10 protein-coding genes are annotated in these 17,611 nt (G+C 45.7%); 2 read left to right on the forward strand and 8 right to left on the reverse strand.

Annotated features, from left to right (window positions below):
- Positions 1–89: 89 nt before the first annotated feature.
- The 3 genes from ABDD94_RS20425 to ABDD94_RS20435 all read right to left on the reverse strand — a co-directional run bounded on the left by ABDD94_RS20425 (position 90) and on the right by ABDD94_RS20435 (position 6,268).
- A complete protein-coding gene (locus tag ABDD94_RS20425) occupies positions 90–2,867 on the reverse strand; it encodes a glycosyl hydrolase (RefSeq protein ID WP_345953778.1) in 2,778 nt (925 codons plus the stop codon).
- A 23-nt stretch (positions 2,868–2,890) separates the two neighbouring features.
- Positions 2,891–3,202: an L-rhamnose mutarotase gene (gene rhaM, locus ABDD94_RS20430; RefSeq protein WP_345953779.1), complete on the reverse strand. Its 312-nt coding sequence runs from the start codon at positions 3,200–3,202 to the stop codon at positions 2,891–2,893.
- Positions 3,203–3,325: 123 nt separating this feature from the next.
- Positions 3,326–6,268, reverse strand: a complete 2,943-nt coding sequence (locus ABDD94_RS20435) for a glycoside hydrolase family 2 TIM barrel-domain containing protein (protein ID WP_345953780.1) — start codon at positions 6,266–6,268, stop codon at positions 3,326–3,328.
- A 391-nt stretch (positions 6,269–6,659) separates the two neighbouring features.
- Here ABDD94_RS20435 and ABDD94_RS20440 point away from each other — a divergent pair, with 391 nt between their 5' ends.
- A complete protein-coding gene (locus tag ABDD94_RS20440; RefSeq protein WP_345953781.1) occupies positions 6,660–7,670 on the forward strand; it encodes a glycoside hydrolase family 43 protein in 1,011 nt (336 codons plus the stop codon).
- A gap of 26 nt (positions 7,671–7,696) precedes the next feature.
- A complete protein-coding gene (locus tag ABDD94_RS20445) occupies positions 7,697–9,202 on the forward strand; it encodes a glycoside hydrolase family 28 protein (protein ID WP_345953782.1) in 1,506 nt (501 codons plus the stop codon).
- Between the two features lie 160 nt (positions 9,203–9,362).
- On the opposite strand, the gene ABDD94_RS20450 is transcribed toward ABDD94_RS20445, so the two are convergent.
- From ABDD94_RS20450 to ABDD94_RS20470, 5 genes are all read right to left on the reverse strand, one after another.
- Positions 9,363–11,816 (reverse strand): TIM-barrel domain-containing protein, encoded by a 2,454-nt coding sequence (locus ABDD94_RS20450; protein ID WP_345953783.1) that lies wholly within the window; start codon positions 11,814–11,816, stop codon positions 9,363–9,365.
- Entirely contained in the window at positions 11,816–12,958 is a 1,143-nt protein-coding gene (locus ABDD94_RS20455; RefSeq protein ID WP_345950245.1) for a glycoside hydrolase family 88 protein, read from the reverse strand. Before ABDD94_RS20455 ends, ABDD94_RS20450 begins: the two co-directional genes overlap by 1 nt.
- 2 nt (positions 12,959–12,960) lie before the next feature.
- Positions 12,961–15,933, reverse strand: coding sequence for a sugar-binding domain-containing protein (locus ABDD94_RS20460; RefSeq protein ID WP_345953784.1), 2,973 nt, complete (start codon positions 15,931–15,933; stop codon positions 12,961–12,963).
- A gap of 88 nt (positions 15,934–16,021) precedes the next feature.
- The gene (locus ABDD94_RS20465) at positions 16,022–16,825 is read right to left on the reverse strand and encodes a rhamnogalacturonan acetylesterase (protein ID WP_345950243.1); all 804 of its coding nucleotides are present in this window, start codon (positions 16,823–16,825) and stop codon (positions 16,022–16,024) included.
- A gap of 1 nt (position 16,826) precedes the next feature.
- Positions 16,827–17,594 carry a rhamnogalacturonan acetylesterase gene (locus ABDD94_RS20470; protein WP_345950242.1) on the reverse strand — a complete coding sequence of 256 codons (768 nt, stop codon included), beginning with the start codon at positions 17,592–17,594 and terminating at the stop codon, positions 16,827–16,829.
- Between the last annotated feature and the right edge of the window lie 17 nt (positions 17,595–17,611).

Genomic DNA, 17,611 nt, shown 5'->3' on the forward strand with positions numbered 1-17,611 from the left:
GTGCCTTGAATTACCTGCGGCCCGGACCTAACTATAGTGCCACTCAGCTAAACCTGAGTGGCGACCGTGTTTTTCCCTAAATTTTAACCCTAATACTGCACCAGCTTAACCGGACCCAACAACCCCGATGGCACAGGCTTCCAGTTCGCGGCGTCAAACGGTTTGTAGTTGATGTTCACGAAATTAATCTCGTGGTATTTGCGCCATTCAATGTTATGCTGATCCATGTAACGGATGCGGTTAGCCATCAGGTTATCTACTTCAACCTTGATGGTATTCTGCCCTGCTTTTAGAAAACTGCCTACACGGGCTTTGAATGGAATACTCCATAAAATACCCACTTCTTTACCATTGATCCATACCCGGGCACTTTCATCTACCTGCCCTAAATCTAATACGTACTCACCTGCTGTTTTAGCAGGCAGGGTAAACGTACTGGTATAAACGCCGGTACCAGAAAAGTTAACGGCTGTAGTATCTCCCAAGTCGGTCCATGAGGTTAACTTGCTCAATTTTTTAGGAGCAGGCAATGTAGGGCCACCCTGCGTAAACGCTAAACTCCAGGTACTTTCGAGTTTAACCTCACCGGTTGGTTTTTCCAGATACTTCCATTTTGACGATGTTGCTTTGGCTTGCATACTGGCAAACAAGATTAGCGCCTCGCCCGATTGCAGTTGCACGCGGACATAAGTTTTTTGTTTTGTTGTGGATGCTGATGCCAAACCGAAGCTGCCGCTTTGCGGATCCATAATTGTAATCGAAGCAAACGCACCGTTCAGTGGTATGCGGGTATCTATAGCTTTTGGCGTATGGTTAACTAAATAATAATATTTGCTGCCATTTACATCTCTGCGAATAAACTGCAAACCTGTTTCCACCAATTTTTCGGCCGGCACCGATGCAGCTGTAAGCGCATCATCTAAATCTGCTGACAGCAACACTTTACCTGCGCCTACCGCAGCTTGTTTTACGCCGCCCGAATTAGAAAACTTTAAGGTTGACAAAAGCTGTTTCAGCTTTGCTCTGCGGCCTTCAACATCTGCCAGGCCGGGTACGTCTTCGGGCAACTTTTGAAAGATCACCGTTGCTCCCTGTGCAGCCAGCTTTACTATTTGCTGCAAAGTTTCAACCGGCATCATAGTACATTCGGGCACAACTAAAACTTTATAATTGGCGTTAGCGCTTGTTTTTACACCTGCTGTGGTACCGATGCTTTTAGATAAGGCCAAATCGGATACAAAATCCAGGCTATAGCCCTTTTTTTGCAGGTTGGTTGCATTTTTGTAAAATGCGGTTGGAATCAACCACTCATTAATATCATGAATGGCCAAGGGCATATCTAAACCTTTATGATGGTTCCAGGCATCATAAATTGGCCAGTACATCAATATCTCATTATCGGCCTTGCCTGCTTGCAATACCGACTGGCAGCGCGTAATATATTCATTTAACCCCTTGCCGTGGCTCCACAAGCTATTATCGGGCACCATATTCATGGAGGCATAAAACAACCAGCCCGGGAACTTCACATCCTCTGGCGAGTAAGTGGTTCCGTGATAGAAAACATGATTAACACCGGATAGAAATATCTGCTCTACCTCGGGCTTACATTGCGAGTAAGAAGTTTTAAAATGCTCCGTTAACCAGGTAAACGTCTCAGAAGAAACCAGCGGTTTACTGTTCACATGCCCTGCCGATGAGGCGAATTTGAGCATTATCGGGTTAGGGTCTACATTGCGCACGTCTGCACTATCACGGCGTAAGCCCGGGATATTAAACTTACTGGAACCAAATGTCTCGCATTCCGGGATGTCAACCGTTCCATATAAATCAAGCAAGTTGCCCGGCGAACCGTGCGACTGGTTTTTAGTTAGACTTTTTAATCCATGCGCCCAGTTAGTCCAGTTTTGGGTAAAGTTATGCAATAGCATGTTGCTCATGGTTTCGCGGTAATCGGACTTTACGCGGCCTATGGCTTCCTTATCATCCTCGCTCATCAACTCGCGCAGATGCAGGCGCAAATCATAGCCATGATCTTTTTGAAAGGCATCAAACAACACCGGCGACCAGCTGGCGCCGTAAACCTCATAGCTGTCGTTAAAGTAAGCTCGTACGTTAGGCCGGCCACTTTTGTAAGCATTGGTAAAACGAGCCAGGTAAGTATCGGTAGCTGTTTTAGATAAGTGATCCAACGTATAACCTTCACCACCCGGGGCGGCACGTTTAACTTTTTGCAGCGTTTTACCTGCAAAGGCTGCATAAATTTCGGTTTTGGCAGTTACCGGTGGCATGTTAAAATTGCCATTAGCATCTACCTTACTCATTACGTTAGTGGCATTGCCTTTTTCGTCATAAGCCACCAAGGCTTGCAATACGGCCACATCACGTTGTTTAGGGTCGTTTACACGGATGGCATCTTTTACAATCTCGCCCGGGTTAAGTTTATATGTTTGCACAATCAACCGTGTTGCCGCATCAGCAGGCTTAATCTGCGGCCCGCCAAAGGGCCAGCCTGTACCGGTATTCATATCCACACCCATGCCTAATTGCGAGGCTGTAGTAGCGGTGTAATTAAACATATCCATCCACTTGGGTGAAAGGAAATCAATGTATCGGCTCTCGTAACCAATGGCACCATAAATAGGCGTTACCTCTACCCCGCCAAAGCCGGCTTGCTGGTATTTGCGCAGCAGCATGCCAATATTTTTTTGGTCAACGGCATTACCCATCCACCACCAGCGGGTCCACGGGCGGGTTTCTTTTTTAACTGCAGGCCAAACATTGGACTGCTTAACTTTGGTTTGTGCCGTTGCAGATGTAGCAACCACACAAAAAGTACTGATGTATAAAAGTCGCTTGATAAACATAGCGTAGTGTTTAGATAGTGAAATTAATCCAGGTGAAAAACCGGTGTAAGCGGCGTACTTACCGGCGAATTATCTGGATTGGTTTCCATAATATCGGCCATATAGGCCCACCATTTTTGTACAATTTCGGTTGTGCCTAAATCCTGCGATGACTGGCCCGACTGCAGTTGAACGCCAAATAGCATATTGGTCTCTTCATCCAGAAAAATAGTATAATCGCTTATGCCATTTTCCTTCAACAAGGCCGAAAGTTCAGGCCATATCTCGGTATGCCGTTTTGTATATTCATCTTTAAAGCCAGGTTTCAGCTTCATTTTAAAGGCTACTTTTTGCATAGGTGTTTTTTTTCAATATTGTTATTCAGAGTTGTATGCAAGAAATCTTGTTCATTATGCTAAACTAAACACGGAACAGATCTCTACCATTCGTTTGAGATAACAGAAATGATTATTTTTTCATTATTGTCCTTTTCCGCTTTTAGCGGGAGCTGGCGAAGGCGTAGTATCAAACAGTTCATCTTTAACCGGTCTGGTAAAATTTTGCTGGCCCTTGCCCGCTTGCTCCAACAAACCAAAGTAAAAATATAAGGTGCGCTTGGCAGTGCCGTTTAGATGGTTAAGCTCGCCGTTGGGGCCTAATTTAGGGGTGTTCATATCCACACCCAAAGCCAGCTTTGTACCCATGGGCGGTATAGCATCTAAAAAAGACAAATTACCTGACGGCAAAGCAGGAGCCGGTTTTATGCCCGACAATCCATAAAAATCAAACAAACGCACATATAAATTCGGTTCTTTGGCTGCTATTAAAAACTTGCCTTGTACGGTATTTAATTCCATCCAGGTTATATCGGCAAAGTAGCCTTTAAACTCAGGGAATATCCAGGGAGCACTGCCGGTTTGGGTGTTATTATAGGCATTGATCCACACATCATCGGCCACCCCTTGTAAACGATTTTTCCAAACGCGGTATGGGCCTTTACCCAGCCATTTGGCCCCCAACACGTAATTTTCAGGATAATTAAAGGTAATGCCGGCATAAGGGTAATCGCCTTGTGGCAAATTGTACTCATAATCGAGACTTACCCAGCCGCTGTTAAACATTTTCCAGCGGGCGTATTTTAAGTCGCCGGTGTAGCTCACCTCTACCAGTTCGCCATCGGCTTCCTGACGGTGTTTAATGTCTTTAAAAGTGGCAGTGCCGCTTACCAGCGCCGGGCCGCCGCCAAAGTTTAATGGATCGCCGCTGTTACCCGTAAGCGACCGGATCTGACCGTTGCGTGTATTAAAGGTCAAAGCGATGGCGCCCGATTTGAGTTGCAGAGTTGAATCTGTTTCGGTTACTGCAACCGGGTTTTTACCGGTTAAGGTCATAACGCTGTTCAGCAGGCGGTCATTGTTATTTTTCCAAACCCAGCGGTAAACCAGGTTTTTGAACGGGTCATAAGCCGAAAGCGTTAGCGCATCATAGCTTTTCCAATCCGCGGGCAGGGGCACCTGCAGTTCACCTGCAGCTACCGGTGCAACTGAAGGACCATTTAACGTACCTTTTTTGCGTGTTATATAACCACCATCATTTTCATTAGGCTTACGATAATCAATTAATTCCCAACTGTAGGTACACTGATTAAGATTAGTGAAATGGAATCGGTTCTCTACCGGTATACTGCCATTAAAATTGGCAGGAAGCGTTTTCATGGTGATATGCACCGGTGAGAATATCTCACGCAGGGCAAAAAAGCTGCCTTCCTTTTCACGGTGCGGCCCAAGCACACCATCGGGCGCGTTTACACCATTTACGTCGATGATGCCGTTTTGGTCTGTACGCACGATGCCTTCATCAACCAGGGCCCAGATGAAACCACCGCCCGAGCGTTTCGATTTCCAGTGCAGGTCCCAGAAATCAGACATGCTGGTAGCAGCGCCACCATCATCCTGTGCATGCAAAAACTCAGTAGGCATATAAATGTTGGTGTCGGCCAATATGTTTTTGGTGCTGTAGTAATCTTCGTAGTGGTTACAATCAATGCCATTGTAAGCATTGCCCGGGCGGTGATGCGGGTGTATAACCGGGCGTTTCGAAAAATCGTATTGTGTAAAGTACTGATCGAGCTCTTTGTTAGTACCACCCTCATTACCGTTATCCCAAAATATGATAGACGGGTGGTTCAAATCGCGCAGCACCATTTCTTTTACCAACTTTTTACCAGCGGCCGTGCTGTAATACTTTTGCCAGCCGGCCAGTTCATCCAGCACATATAAACCTAAAGAGTCACATATCTCCAGGAACTTCTTATCGGGCGGGTAATGCGACATGCGTACGGCGTTCATGTTCATTTCCTTCATCAGCTTCACGTCCATCAGCTGTATATCGTCGTTCAGGGTCCTGCCTGTTTCGGGCCACCAACTATGGCGGTTAATACCCTTCATTTTAATGTTGACTCCGTTGAGGTAAATGCCATCACCCTTGCGTATCTCAATAGTACGGAAACCAAATTTCTCAGTAGTTTGATGAATAACACTACCACCCGATTTAAGCGCTACGTTTACCTTGTACAGGTTAGGCGTTTCTGATGTCCACAACAAGGGATTATTTACACGGGTTGCTATATTTACCACCGTATCTGTTGCTTTTACATTGGCAGTAATGCTTTTTACCAGTTTGCCTTTTAAATCGGTTATCTGGGCAACCACCTGTAGGGCTTGCTTTAAGTGCTCGGGGTAAACCTGCATTTTAAAATCGCCGTTCGCTTTGGCATCTACTGCTACTTGTGCTATGTGCTGTTTAGGATAAGCAGCCAGGTAAACGGGGCGAAAGATGCCGCCAAAAATCCAGTAATCGGCCAAACGCTCCGCATTGTTTACCGATGCATCGGCCGACATTTTACTTACTCTGGCTTCCAGCAAATTGCTGCTGCCAAATTTCAGTTTGTTGCTGATGTTATATTTAAACTCATAAAAAGCGCCCTGATGTTTTTCGCCGGCTGCCTTGCCATTGATTTTAACTTCGGTATCGGTCATCGAACCCTCAAAAACCAGGTACACATCCATATTAGCCCAAGCCTGCGGCACCTGAAAATTGAGCTTATAGATACCCTGCTCATCGGCAAAGCGGAAGTTTTTGCCGTAGGTTTTATAATCGCGGCCATAATTGTAACTGCCAAAGCCTTGTTGCTCCCAGCAGGACGGCACGGCAATTTTGGTCCAGTAACCGCTTTTGCGTCCACCGGTGCAATAAAAATCCCATTGTACATTAGTGCGGTTATCTTTACCCGAAAGATATTTGATTTGCCGGGTGCCCGGTGCCGGAGCAGCCGCCTGCGTACGGATGCTTAAAATACCCAACAGCAAAGCAAAGACAAGTTTTAATCGCGAAAAGGAAACAAAGTAAGTGTTGATCATCATAGGCTAATTATCATTCAACAATGATTAAAATCACATCCGCATTGGTTGTGGTTTCATTATACTTTTTTAGCCAAAGCACGGCCAGCAATTATGCAGTAATTCAGACATTTTTGAGTTACAGCACAAAGCCTTTTTGCGGGCTAAAAACGGCATTATTGTATTATTATGGTTTTTAACTGGTTTTGGGGCTCAATGTACTCACTCGGCTACTTTCATCTATCCTGAACCATCATGTTTTTGTAAGCAAACTTATGTAATATCTTAGCATTTGATTAATAACAACTGCGGCATGATGCCACAGGATGGTTAGTTAAAAATGGATATATAGGTTAGCGTTGCCAATTTAATTTTTCGCCTGGTAAGCTACCAATTACAAAACTACCTATTTTGCATGATGAGTTACTTTTCTTTGTCTATTGTTAAAGTTGCCTTATGGCTTGGCTTACCTGCGTTTTTAAGCAACCAGGCAAGCCGGCAATTTGTAACACCCACCGATACCCTTATCAAGTCAAATGGCAACCCCATCATCAAACATAAATATACGGCCGACCCGGGCGCTATGGTTTATAAGGAGAAGGTTTACTTGTACACCGGCCACGACGTTGCGCCCGAAAAGCAGGCCCGCTATGTGATGCACGACTGGCTATGCTTTTCATCAACCGATATGGTTAACTGGACCGAGCACGCCAGTCCGCTTAAAGCAAGCGATTTTGCCTGGGCTAAAGACGATGCGTGGGCTAGCCAGGTAATTGAGCGTAACGGTAAATTTTACTGGTATGTTGCTATTACACACAATACCATACATGGCAAAGCCATAGGTGTGGCTGTTTCTGACAGCCCTACGGGGCCTTTTAAGGATGCCCGGGGCTCGGCGCTTGTTACTAACGACATGACTACCGGCCAAACCAAAATTAGCTGGGATGATATTGATCCCACTGTTTTTATAGACGATGATGGACAAGCCTATCTCATTTGGGGTAACACAGCCTGCTATTACGCGAAACTCAAAAGCAACATGACGGAGCTTGATGGCCCTATACAAACGTTTACAGGCTTGCCGCATTTTACCGAGGCTCCCTGGATACATAAGCGCAATGGTTGGTATTACCTTTCATACGCGTATGAGTTTCCAGAAAAGATAGCCTATGCTATGAGCCGCAGTATTACCGGCCCCTGGCAGTACAAAGGCATTATTAATGAGATAGCCGGAAACTCCAACACCAACCACCAGGCCATTATTAACTTCAAAGGCAAAGATTATTTCATCTACCATAATGGTGCTCTAGCTGCTGATGCAGGCGGTTTTCACCGTTCGGTTTGTATCGATTACTTATACTACAATAAGGACGGGACTATAAAACGGGTGATTATGACGAGTGAAGGAGTTAAACCGGTGAAGTAGAATTCCAGTTCAAACCATATCGACTTATGAAAAAAACAGCTTTATTTTTTATACTGATATTCATAACCTCTACCCTTTTTGCTCAAGCAACATGGTACAACGTACGTACATATGGTGCAAGAGGCGATGGGCAAACACTGGATACGAAAGCTATTAACCAAGCCATTGATGCGGCCTCGGCAGCGGGTGGTGGCACAGTATATTTTCCGGCAGGTAATTACCTAAGCATTTCTATACACCTCGAAAGTAAGATCACTTTACGTTTGGAGCAAGGCTGCACGCTCATAGCGGCCGATACCGGTTATGATGAGCCGGAGCCGAACCCAGCAGGCGGCAATTACCAGGATTTTGGCCATAGCCACTGGCATAACAGCTTAATTTGGGGTGAGAATCTGGAGGATATTTCCATTATTGGGCCTGGCAAAATATACGGCAAAGGGTTAACCCGCAGCTCATTCCCTAAAGCAGGGCAGGGCAACAAGGCCATTGCACTGAAACTTTGCCGTAATGTGATGCTGAAAGATTTTACCTTATTGTACGGTGGCCACTTTGGTTTGCTGGCCACCGGTGTGGATCACCTTACTATTGATAACGTAATGATGGATACTAACCGTGACGGCATGGATATAGACTGCTGCCAGAACGTACGGATAGCCAACTGCGCTGTAAATTCTCCCTGGGATGATGGCATTTGCTTAAAAAGTTCTTACGCTTTAGGCTACAACCGTGCCTGCGAAAACATCACGATCACCAACTGCAACGTAAGCGGGTTTGACCGCGGAACTTTTGCCGATGGCACCTACCAGCGTAAAGAAGCGCACCTGGTGCCCGACCATGAGGGCCCTACAGGTCGCATTAAATTTGGTACCGAATCGAACGGCGGTTTTAAGAACATTGCCATTAGCAACTGTACCTTTCAGTTTTGCCGCGGACTGGCACTCGAAACGGTTGATGGCGCCAGTTTAGAAGATATTACCATCACTAACATCACTATGCGCGATGTTGTGAACTCGCCTATATTTTTACGCCTGGGTGCCCGCATGCGCGGCCCCGCTGGTACACCAGTAGGTAGTTTAAAACGGATAATCATCAGCAACCTGATGGTGTACAATGCCGACTCACACTTTTCATCGCTTATAACCGGCATACCCGGGCATGATATTGAAGATGTGCAACTCAACAACATTCGCATTTACTACCGTCCGCTTGACTCGGCCACCAGCAAAATACAGCAAGTGGTACCTGAACACGAAAAGCTTTACCCTGAACCCGAAAAATTTGGCGTGTTACCCGCTTACGGTTTCTTTATCCGCCACGCTAAAAACATTAAGCTGAATAATGTGGAGGTAAGTTATTTAACTACCGAACCCCGTCCGCCGTTTATATTCAACGATGTGAAAGGCATTATCCTTAACCAGGTAAAAGCACAGGTACATGCAGGGCAGCCAATGTATAAGTTGAATAAAGTAAGTGGCTTCGAAATTTTGCCCGAGAAATGGTTTAACAAGAAACTGATTGAAGAAGTGAAGTAATTGCCCGCCATTGCACACTTTGACGTGGTATGTTGCAAAACCCTTTTTTGGTTGTACCCTTATAGTTTGAGTTGCTTAATTTAACCAGCACAATCTTAATATAAAACAAAAGACCCGAGCATATACCCAGGCCTTTTGCTAAACCAATCAAATTAAGGTATTACTTTACTTGTAAAGCAATATTTTCGCGGTTACTGTGGATAGTTTTAATCCATAGCACTTTGCTATTTTTATCATAATACCAGCCCGATGCATTTTGCAATGCATCAGCATCGCCGGCTTGTTTAATTGCCTGTCCGTTCTCGGTCACGCTGTTAGGCGCGGCTGTATCCCAACGTATTTTGGCTACATAAGCATGGCTGCCAGGAATAAACTTACCTTGCGGCTTATTAACCGTCAAAGTATATCCACTTGCTGTTAAGGCGCTGCTGATATGCGTTTGGCTATAATCACCTTGCTTATATTTTAGGCTTAGTCCGTCATCCTCATACAAATCAAAGCTCGATGCGGCTGATGGGAATATATCCAGCGTAATCACATCGGTAGCTTTTGCATCCATGTAATTCATTTCAGGCTGCATAGGGATAATGCTACCCGCTTTCACGTACAACGGCAACTTATCAAGCGGTGTTACTACATGAATGTATTGCTTGCCGGTATAAGTCTGCCCGGTCCAGTAATCTACCCAATTACCCTCGGGCAAATAAACGGTGCGGGTTTGGGCACCTTTAACCGTAACAGGGCAAACCATCATATTGTTGCCAAACAGGTACTGGTCGCCAATATCATACACATTAGGGTCGCTTTGATAATTTAACACCAAGGCGCGCATTAAAGGCATGCCTGTTTCATACTGATTATGTGCACTGCTATAGATGTAAGGTGTTAAACGGTAGCGCAGCTGGTCATACTTTTTAAAGTTAGCCAAACCTTCGGCTCCATAGTTCCAGGGTTCTTTATAACCCGGATGATCCATACCAAACACCATAGCCACCGGACTAAACATACCAAACTGCACCCAGCGGATATACAACTCAGGGTCGGCCGCATGCTCAAAACCGCCCATACAGTGCGACCAGTAGCCCACGCCAGATAAACCAACATTTAAACCTGCTTTAATAACCGGTGCAAAGTATTGCCATTCGCTTGGCCAGTCGCCGGCAAAAATGTATGGGTAACGTTGTATACCTGCATAACCTTCGCGGGTTTGGTTAACACCTCTAAAACCATTAAGCTCCTGAAACTTCAGATAAGGTGCTTTCGCATAAGCAATAGGAAACACATTATGCAGCTTCTCAATCTCTTTACCGGTTGGCCCAACTTTGTCACTTTCATTTGCCAGGTGACCAAAGGCGCTACCTTCATCAGTCTTTAGCATTTTAGCACCTATGGATGCAACCCGCATAACACCATTGTTCCACCACCAATCGGTGGCTTTCTGGTCAAAAAAATTAACGAACTCGCCCGGCTTACCGTTTTCAGGGTAAGTGTATCCTTTGGCACGGGCTTGGTCGAGAAGGTCATAAGTTTTACCGTTATCAAACCGTGGGCGCAAGTGCAGCCCCACAACTTTGTAATTGAGACCATATAAGGTATCAAACATGGCTTTGGGGTTTTTGAAGGTTTCGCGCCACTCAAAAGAAGTAGCGCCTTTACCACCCACCTTGCCAAAAATACGCCACGTTGAATCCAAAAATAAAATATCAACCGGAATGCCCATCTCACGCATTTTACGTGCCAGGGCAATTACATAAGCATCAGATGTTTGTTCCTCATGCCCCCATGTGCCGCCACTGTACGTACCCATATGCAAGCCGAAAGCAAATTTGGGCAACATAGGCGCTTTGCCCGTAATAGAAATATAGGATTTTAAAATACTCGGAAAATCGGGACCATACATAAAGTAGTAATCTAGCTGTCCGCCTTTGCTCGCAAAGCTGTATTGATCGCCGTTTTGGCTGCCCATATCCCAGGTGGTGGCGTTAGGTGTGTGTAAAAAGACACCATACCCACGGGTGCTCATAAAAAACGGAATGGGCGAATAGTTAGCCTCATTAATATTATAAGCACCAACCAGGTGGTTACCGTTAATACTTTTACCCCGACCTACATTTAAATTAAGCTTTTTGTTGCGCTGGTCAATAAAGTCCATACGCTCGCCAAAGCCGAAGAAGTGCTCATCGGCCTGCAGTTGCTTAGTACAGCCGGCCGACTCGCCTTTTTGCCAGGCGCCGTCCTGATCGGCTGAGAGCAGTTTGCCCGTCAAATTATAAACGCTTACCTTAAATGGCGAAGAATTTACTAATACCCTGATATTAGCTGTTGCCAGCTGTACACCGGTTTTAGTAGCAGTTGCTTTAACAGCTACATTAGGCCAGCTGTAGCTCTCCTGCATCAAAAACTCATCAGGCTCAAATTTGCCATTGTGGCTCATGCGCACCCTGAACATGGTTGGCGAGCAAAACTGCAAACGGATACTTTCGCCCCTGGCTTTAAACACGTACTCGCTACCATCCTTTACCAAACCTTTAACAGTTTGCGCTTTCAGGATAGTTGCAGGCAGGCAGATCATGGAACTACTTGCTAAAAACAGTAACTTATATAACGCTTTCATTACTTGCTCAATCGGTATACTTCACTACCGGCCAATAAAAAGCAGCCCAAACCATAATCCTCAAAATCGGGGATATGATCATAATTTACAGGTTGACCATCTTTTGGTTCTTTACCGGTGCCTTGTACAAAGCCCAGCATACCATCAGGGTGAAGGCAATCCTTAATCATGGCATTCCAGGCCTTGGTTACAATGGGCTCATATTTTTTCTTTTTTAAGATACCGTTATTAACCCCCCAGGCCATTCCGTAAGCAAATAATGCCGTACCGGTTAGCTCTTTACCACCATAATTGGTTGGATCCATTAAGCTAACGTTCCAGTAACCATCCTGACGCTGAAGGGGTACCAGTGCTTCTATCATGTCTTTATACATGTTTAGATATTCCTGGCGGTGAGGTGCATTTTTAGGCATCACTTCCAGCACACGTACCATGGCAGCTAATACCCAGCCATTACCGCGCGACCAGTAACAGTTGGCACCATTAGGCTCCTTGTACGGCGGCACAAAGTCTTTATCGCGCCACCATAGACGCTCTTGCGGGTTATATAAACCTTTGCCACCATGTACTGTTTTGGAGTAGTTATAGATATCGTACATTTTTTCGTAATACCGATTATCGTTATAAATAGCGCCCAGTTTAGCAAAAATGGGCATGGCCATTTGCAGCGCATCAATCCAATGCCAGTCGTCAACCTTATCGCTGGTAAGCATTAAATCAATGTTCTTTTTAATGGGTTCAATATAAGCCGGATTTTTATCCAGCTGATACATCTCAATGTAAGTTTGGCCACAGCACTGGTTATCAGCATTGCGCGTGTTCAGTCCGTCGCGTGGCTCCCATTTGTGGTGGTTGCCCCAATCAAGCGCATATTGGTAATATTTTTTCTTCGGGTCTATTTTATGCAAAGCCATCAGGCCTTCATAGTAAACGGCACGCGTCCAAAGGTTGCTGGTACGTACCCGGTTCACGTTTGTGGGCGTAGCCGGATCGGGCCATTTTTTCATGAAGTATTCATTGGCCAGTGCCATATCACTTACAATCTTGGTTTTAGCAGGCAGCTTTTGCGCATGTAAGCCTTTAAAAGGGGCCACCAGCAGCAGTCCTGCTATTACTGAATAGCCTATTTTACTTTTTAACATAATTATAATTTATGATAGATCTCAATTTCGTTAATGCCTAATATGGCTTTTTTATCCGGAATTACTGCGCCAGCGGCATCCTTTTTACCGGTTACCTCTACCAGTCCAAAGCCGTCTTTATCCGTGTTTGCACCTGCCAGTTCAACTGTTAAAGTGCTGCCCTGGGTTGATTTTACCGGCAGGGTTACATAGCCAAGGCTTTGCGTTGTTTCGCCCGAATACACTACTTTGCCATCAACTTTTATACGGATTGGATAACGGCGGTTACGCCAGTTATCCAGCTTCAAAGTTACCTCATCTACCCGCTCAGGCTTTGCAAAAGTGTATTTGATCCAGCCGTTTTGCAATTGACCATCACTGGCCCAGCTGGTTATTTCATTGTCGTCATAACTGCCGTTAGCTTTCTCATTGTTAGATCCTGCCGTAACGCTGGCAATATCGATAGCCTTGCGGCTTAAGGTATAAGATGGCCCTTGTGGCGTTGGTCCGCGTTTAAGGCTTCCCTTTAATGCACTAGCCGAAAAATAGGCAGTTAAACCATTATTTACTTGTACAGGCTTTGACGTTAGGTTTATGTTAGCACTTTTTAAACCATCGGCGCTAGCCTGCAGGGTTATTGCACCTGCTTGTGGTAACGAGCGCAGAATCACCCTGTTTACGCCACACTCTACCGGCAGGGTTTTAACTAAAATATAATTTCCGGGTCCTTGAGCCAAGCCTCCACGCCATTCTGCCGGGCCATTGAGGGTGAAGTTGATCATATTTAAAGCAGTTGGGCAGCGTTGTCCCTTGGCATCTACCACTTCAACGTCTACTAAAGCGAGGTCTGCCCCATCGGCCATTAAGCCAGTTGGGCTGGTGTGAGGTGTAAGCCTTACCGCCACAGGGTCACCAGCTGTTGTTAGCGTTTCTTCATTCAGTTTTTTGCCGGTTTTATCAAAGCTAATGGCTTTTAATTGGCCTGGCTGCCAGGCTATGTTTTTAAAGGTAAATACAAATTGGTTCGACTGCGTGCCATAGCCTAATGATTTGCCATTGAGTAATAGCTGAACCTTGTCGCCTGTAGAAATCACATAAACATCTTTTTTTATGCCTGATTTATAGTTCCAATGGCCTACTAAATGGATGCCGTTTTTATTAGGATCAACCCAGCCGTCCCAAACTACTTTATGGGTATAAAACCCATCTTTAGGGATACGCAAGGCGTCTACCTCGCCGCTGCGGCGGTAATTTTCCGTACCACGGAAATGCGTATTAGAATCAGAAAAGACAATATTTACGCCACCCGAGCTTACGCGCTTGCCCGTGCCCGGACGCTCGCGCCAGTAATCATACCAACGTACTGCATTTTCTACAGCGTGCGAGTCTTGATTACGATTATAATTAAAGCCGCTTTCCTGCTTATATTTTGGTCCGTCACCGTTTTTATGGAAGGGCGGCGAATACTCATCCCAGTATTTACGCAGCGCTTCATCACGCGAATACTCCATAGCCCAGAAAGGCATTTTAGCGCTTTTGTTAATGTAAAGCATCTCGCCACCATACTCGGCTACTTTGCTATCCAGCATCTCGCGCGAACCGGAGGCACGACCGCCATGCGGATCAAACTCATCACGTATGGCTTTCATATCTTTCATGTGCTCTTCGGTAATACCTTTATTACCCGACTCATAAAATACAATGCTGGGATTATTGCGGTTATAAACCATGGCATCGCGCATCACCTCCAGGCGATGCTCCCACCGGCGGTCTTTAGGGTCTCCCTCGGCATCCCCTGCTGGCATGGCTTGTATAAGGCCAACGCGATCACATGATTCTACATCTTGTTTTGATGGAGTTACGTGCATCCAGCGTACCAGATTGCCGTTGCTTTCTACCATCATCCCGTTACTGTAATCGCTTATCCAGGCAGGCACATCGGTGCCCAGCGCGGGCCACTCATTGGTGCTCCGTTGTGCATAACCATGCATCTGGATAACCCGGTCATTCAGTTTAACCATGCCGTTGCCAAACTCGGTCTTACGAAAACCGGTTTGCGTTTTCACCACATCTACTACAGCACCATCCACCTTAAGCACAGTGTATACATCATATAAATAACCGTACCCCCAACTCCAGAAATTTAGATTGGTAAGCGGAATATCGGCTTTCAGTATTTGTATTTGGCCTGGTGCTATTGTTGCTTTAGCGCCGGCAGCTGTCTTAATTATCTTACCGTCTCTATCGGCAACTATTACCTCAAGCTCTACGTTTTTAGGTGCTTCGTACTCGTTTTTAACCTGCGTTTCGGTAGTAACAACAGCTTTACGGGCAGCTACATCAAAATTGTGCGGGTATATATAAGTTCCGGTAGTTTTAAAAGACGAATAAAGCGGCAGCGTTTGGTAAAGCCTATCGGTTACGTACAGGTTTACATTTTTGTTGATGCCGCCGTAGTTGGCGTAAAAATTAGCGTTGTTCCACTGAAAGGTGCTATTGGTTGATTTTTCGCGGTAGTCCCAGCGGTTATCAACACGTACTGCAATTTCATTGTCGCCGGTTGGGTTCACCTTGTTGGTAATGTCAAACCCGAAGGCCATAATGCCGTTTTCGTGTAAACCCAGCGGCTTACCGTTCAGGAAGAACTCACCTGCCTGGCGTATACCTTCAAACTCTAAAAACAGCTTTTTACCAGCGCTACCCTGCGGCACCTGAAACTTTTTTCGGTACCAGCTAATTCCCACCGTTAAATCATGAATGTCTTTTTTGAATGCATCATCCTCATTAAAGGCATGCGGTAGTGTTACGTTTTTCCAGCCGGCATCATTAAAGTCCGGCTTTTCGGCGCCGGTGGTATCGCCCGGATATAGTTTCCAATCAGGATTGAAATTGTACTTTGCCCGCGCTACAGGTAACCGGGTTGTGGTTTGTGCACTGGTTTGTAATGCCAAGCACATCATAGCACATAGGGTAGTAAGTAAATGTTTTCTTTGCATATAACTGGTTGTAATTATGAAACTCAGGCAAGGCGTACCTTACCTGAGTTTAAATTTTTAACGTGCGTATACCCGCGCGGAGCGAGACTTACTTTGCCAAGTATTTACTTAATGAAAAGCCTTTACTGTTTTTAATTCCTTTGGCTACGAGCTGGGCATTTAATTTGGCGCCGGCCTCACTGGTATGGGTATGGTCGGTGGTTGTAAAGTAGGTTGATCTAACTTTGGCTTCACCTTCCTGGTCATAAACATCGGCCACTAGTGCGTTCAGGTCTATAAATGTAGCACCGGCTTGCTTAGCTGCCTGAGAGGCCCATAAAACGTAGCTGTCAGTACTGCGGTTAACCTTACTATCTTTCCAGTTATCGCGCGGAATGAGCGAGCATACGGCAACGGTGGCTCCTTTGGCCTTGGCCTCATTGATCATTTTACGCAGGTACCAGCCGTAGCTGTGTATCACTTCGTTCTTCTTAGTAAGCGGGTTATACAACTCCTGCTGCTCATCACTGTTGTTTTTAATGGTACCCCGGGCGCGCGAACTATCTACCAGCGGACTGGCGTCATTGTGCCCGAACTGCATGATCACGTAATCGCCGGGTTTAATTTTCACCAGTACTTTATCCCACCAGCCCTGCGTTTGAAACGTGCGGCTGCTGGTACCACCCAATGCATCATTTTCAACCGTAATTTTAGTGGTATCAAAGTAAGTACCCAGGTAATTGCCCCAACCCCACAGGCCACCATCACCTTTACCCTTGCCGTTCTTTACGGTTGAGTCGCCCACAAGGTATAGCACCGGCTTGGGCTTTTGCATAAATGAGAACAATACACCGGCAGTAAACACCAGTGCTACCGCAAAAAGCAAGGTCTTCAATTGATTAGAACGCATCATCTTATTTCTTTAAGTACTTATTTAATGTAATTGATTTGTTGGCCTTAATACCTGCTACTACCGACTCGGCATTAACCGTAGCGCCCAGTTTATTGGTATGAGTATGGTCACCGGGAAAGAATTTCTTAACCGAGTCGGCACCCCAGGCATCATATTTATCGGCGGATATGCCGTTCAGATTTATGAAAGCCACTTTTTCCTGCTCAGCTATTTCCCTAGCCCATTTGCCATAATCATTATCGGCACGCAGCACTTTGCCGTCTCTAAATTCGTTACGTGGAATCATAGACAGTACAATTGGTGTAGCGCCTTTGGCTTTGGTTTCGCGGATGAACTTGCGCAGGTACCAGCCGTAAGTATGCACGCTTTCCTTGGTACCGTTTGGCCAGGTTAGTTCCACTGTTTCCTCACCAGTTCCTTTTAAAACACCCCGGTAACCTGCCTTGTTTGTATCCGGCTTGCTGCCCTCGTTGTGGCCAAACTGCATCAGCACGTAATCGCCGGGACGAAGCATGCTATCCACCCGGTGCCAGCGGTTTTCCTTTATAAAAGTACGGGTGCTGCGCCCGGCCATAGCCTGGTTATTTACGCTGATCTTGCTTTCATCAAAATAGCTGCCCAATATGGAGCCCCAGCCCCACTGCACCTTATCGCTGTTATGCACCGTAGAATCACCAATGAGGTAAATAGTTGGTTTGGATGGCTGTTTAAAAGCCAGTACCACTAAGCAAGCTAAGGCGGCTACAGTGGTTATTTTAATTAGCTTCATAATGATATATTGTTACT

Source organism: Mucilaginibacter sp. PAMB04168 (assembly GCF_039634365.2).
Lineage (GTDB): Bacteria > Bacteroidota > Bacteroidia > Sphingobacteriales > Sphingobacteriaceae > Mucilaginibacter.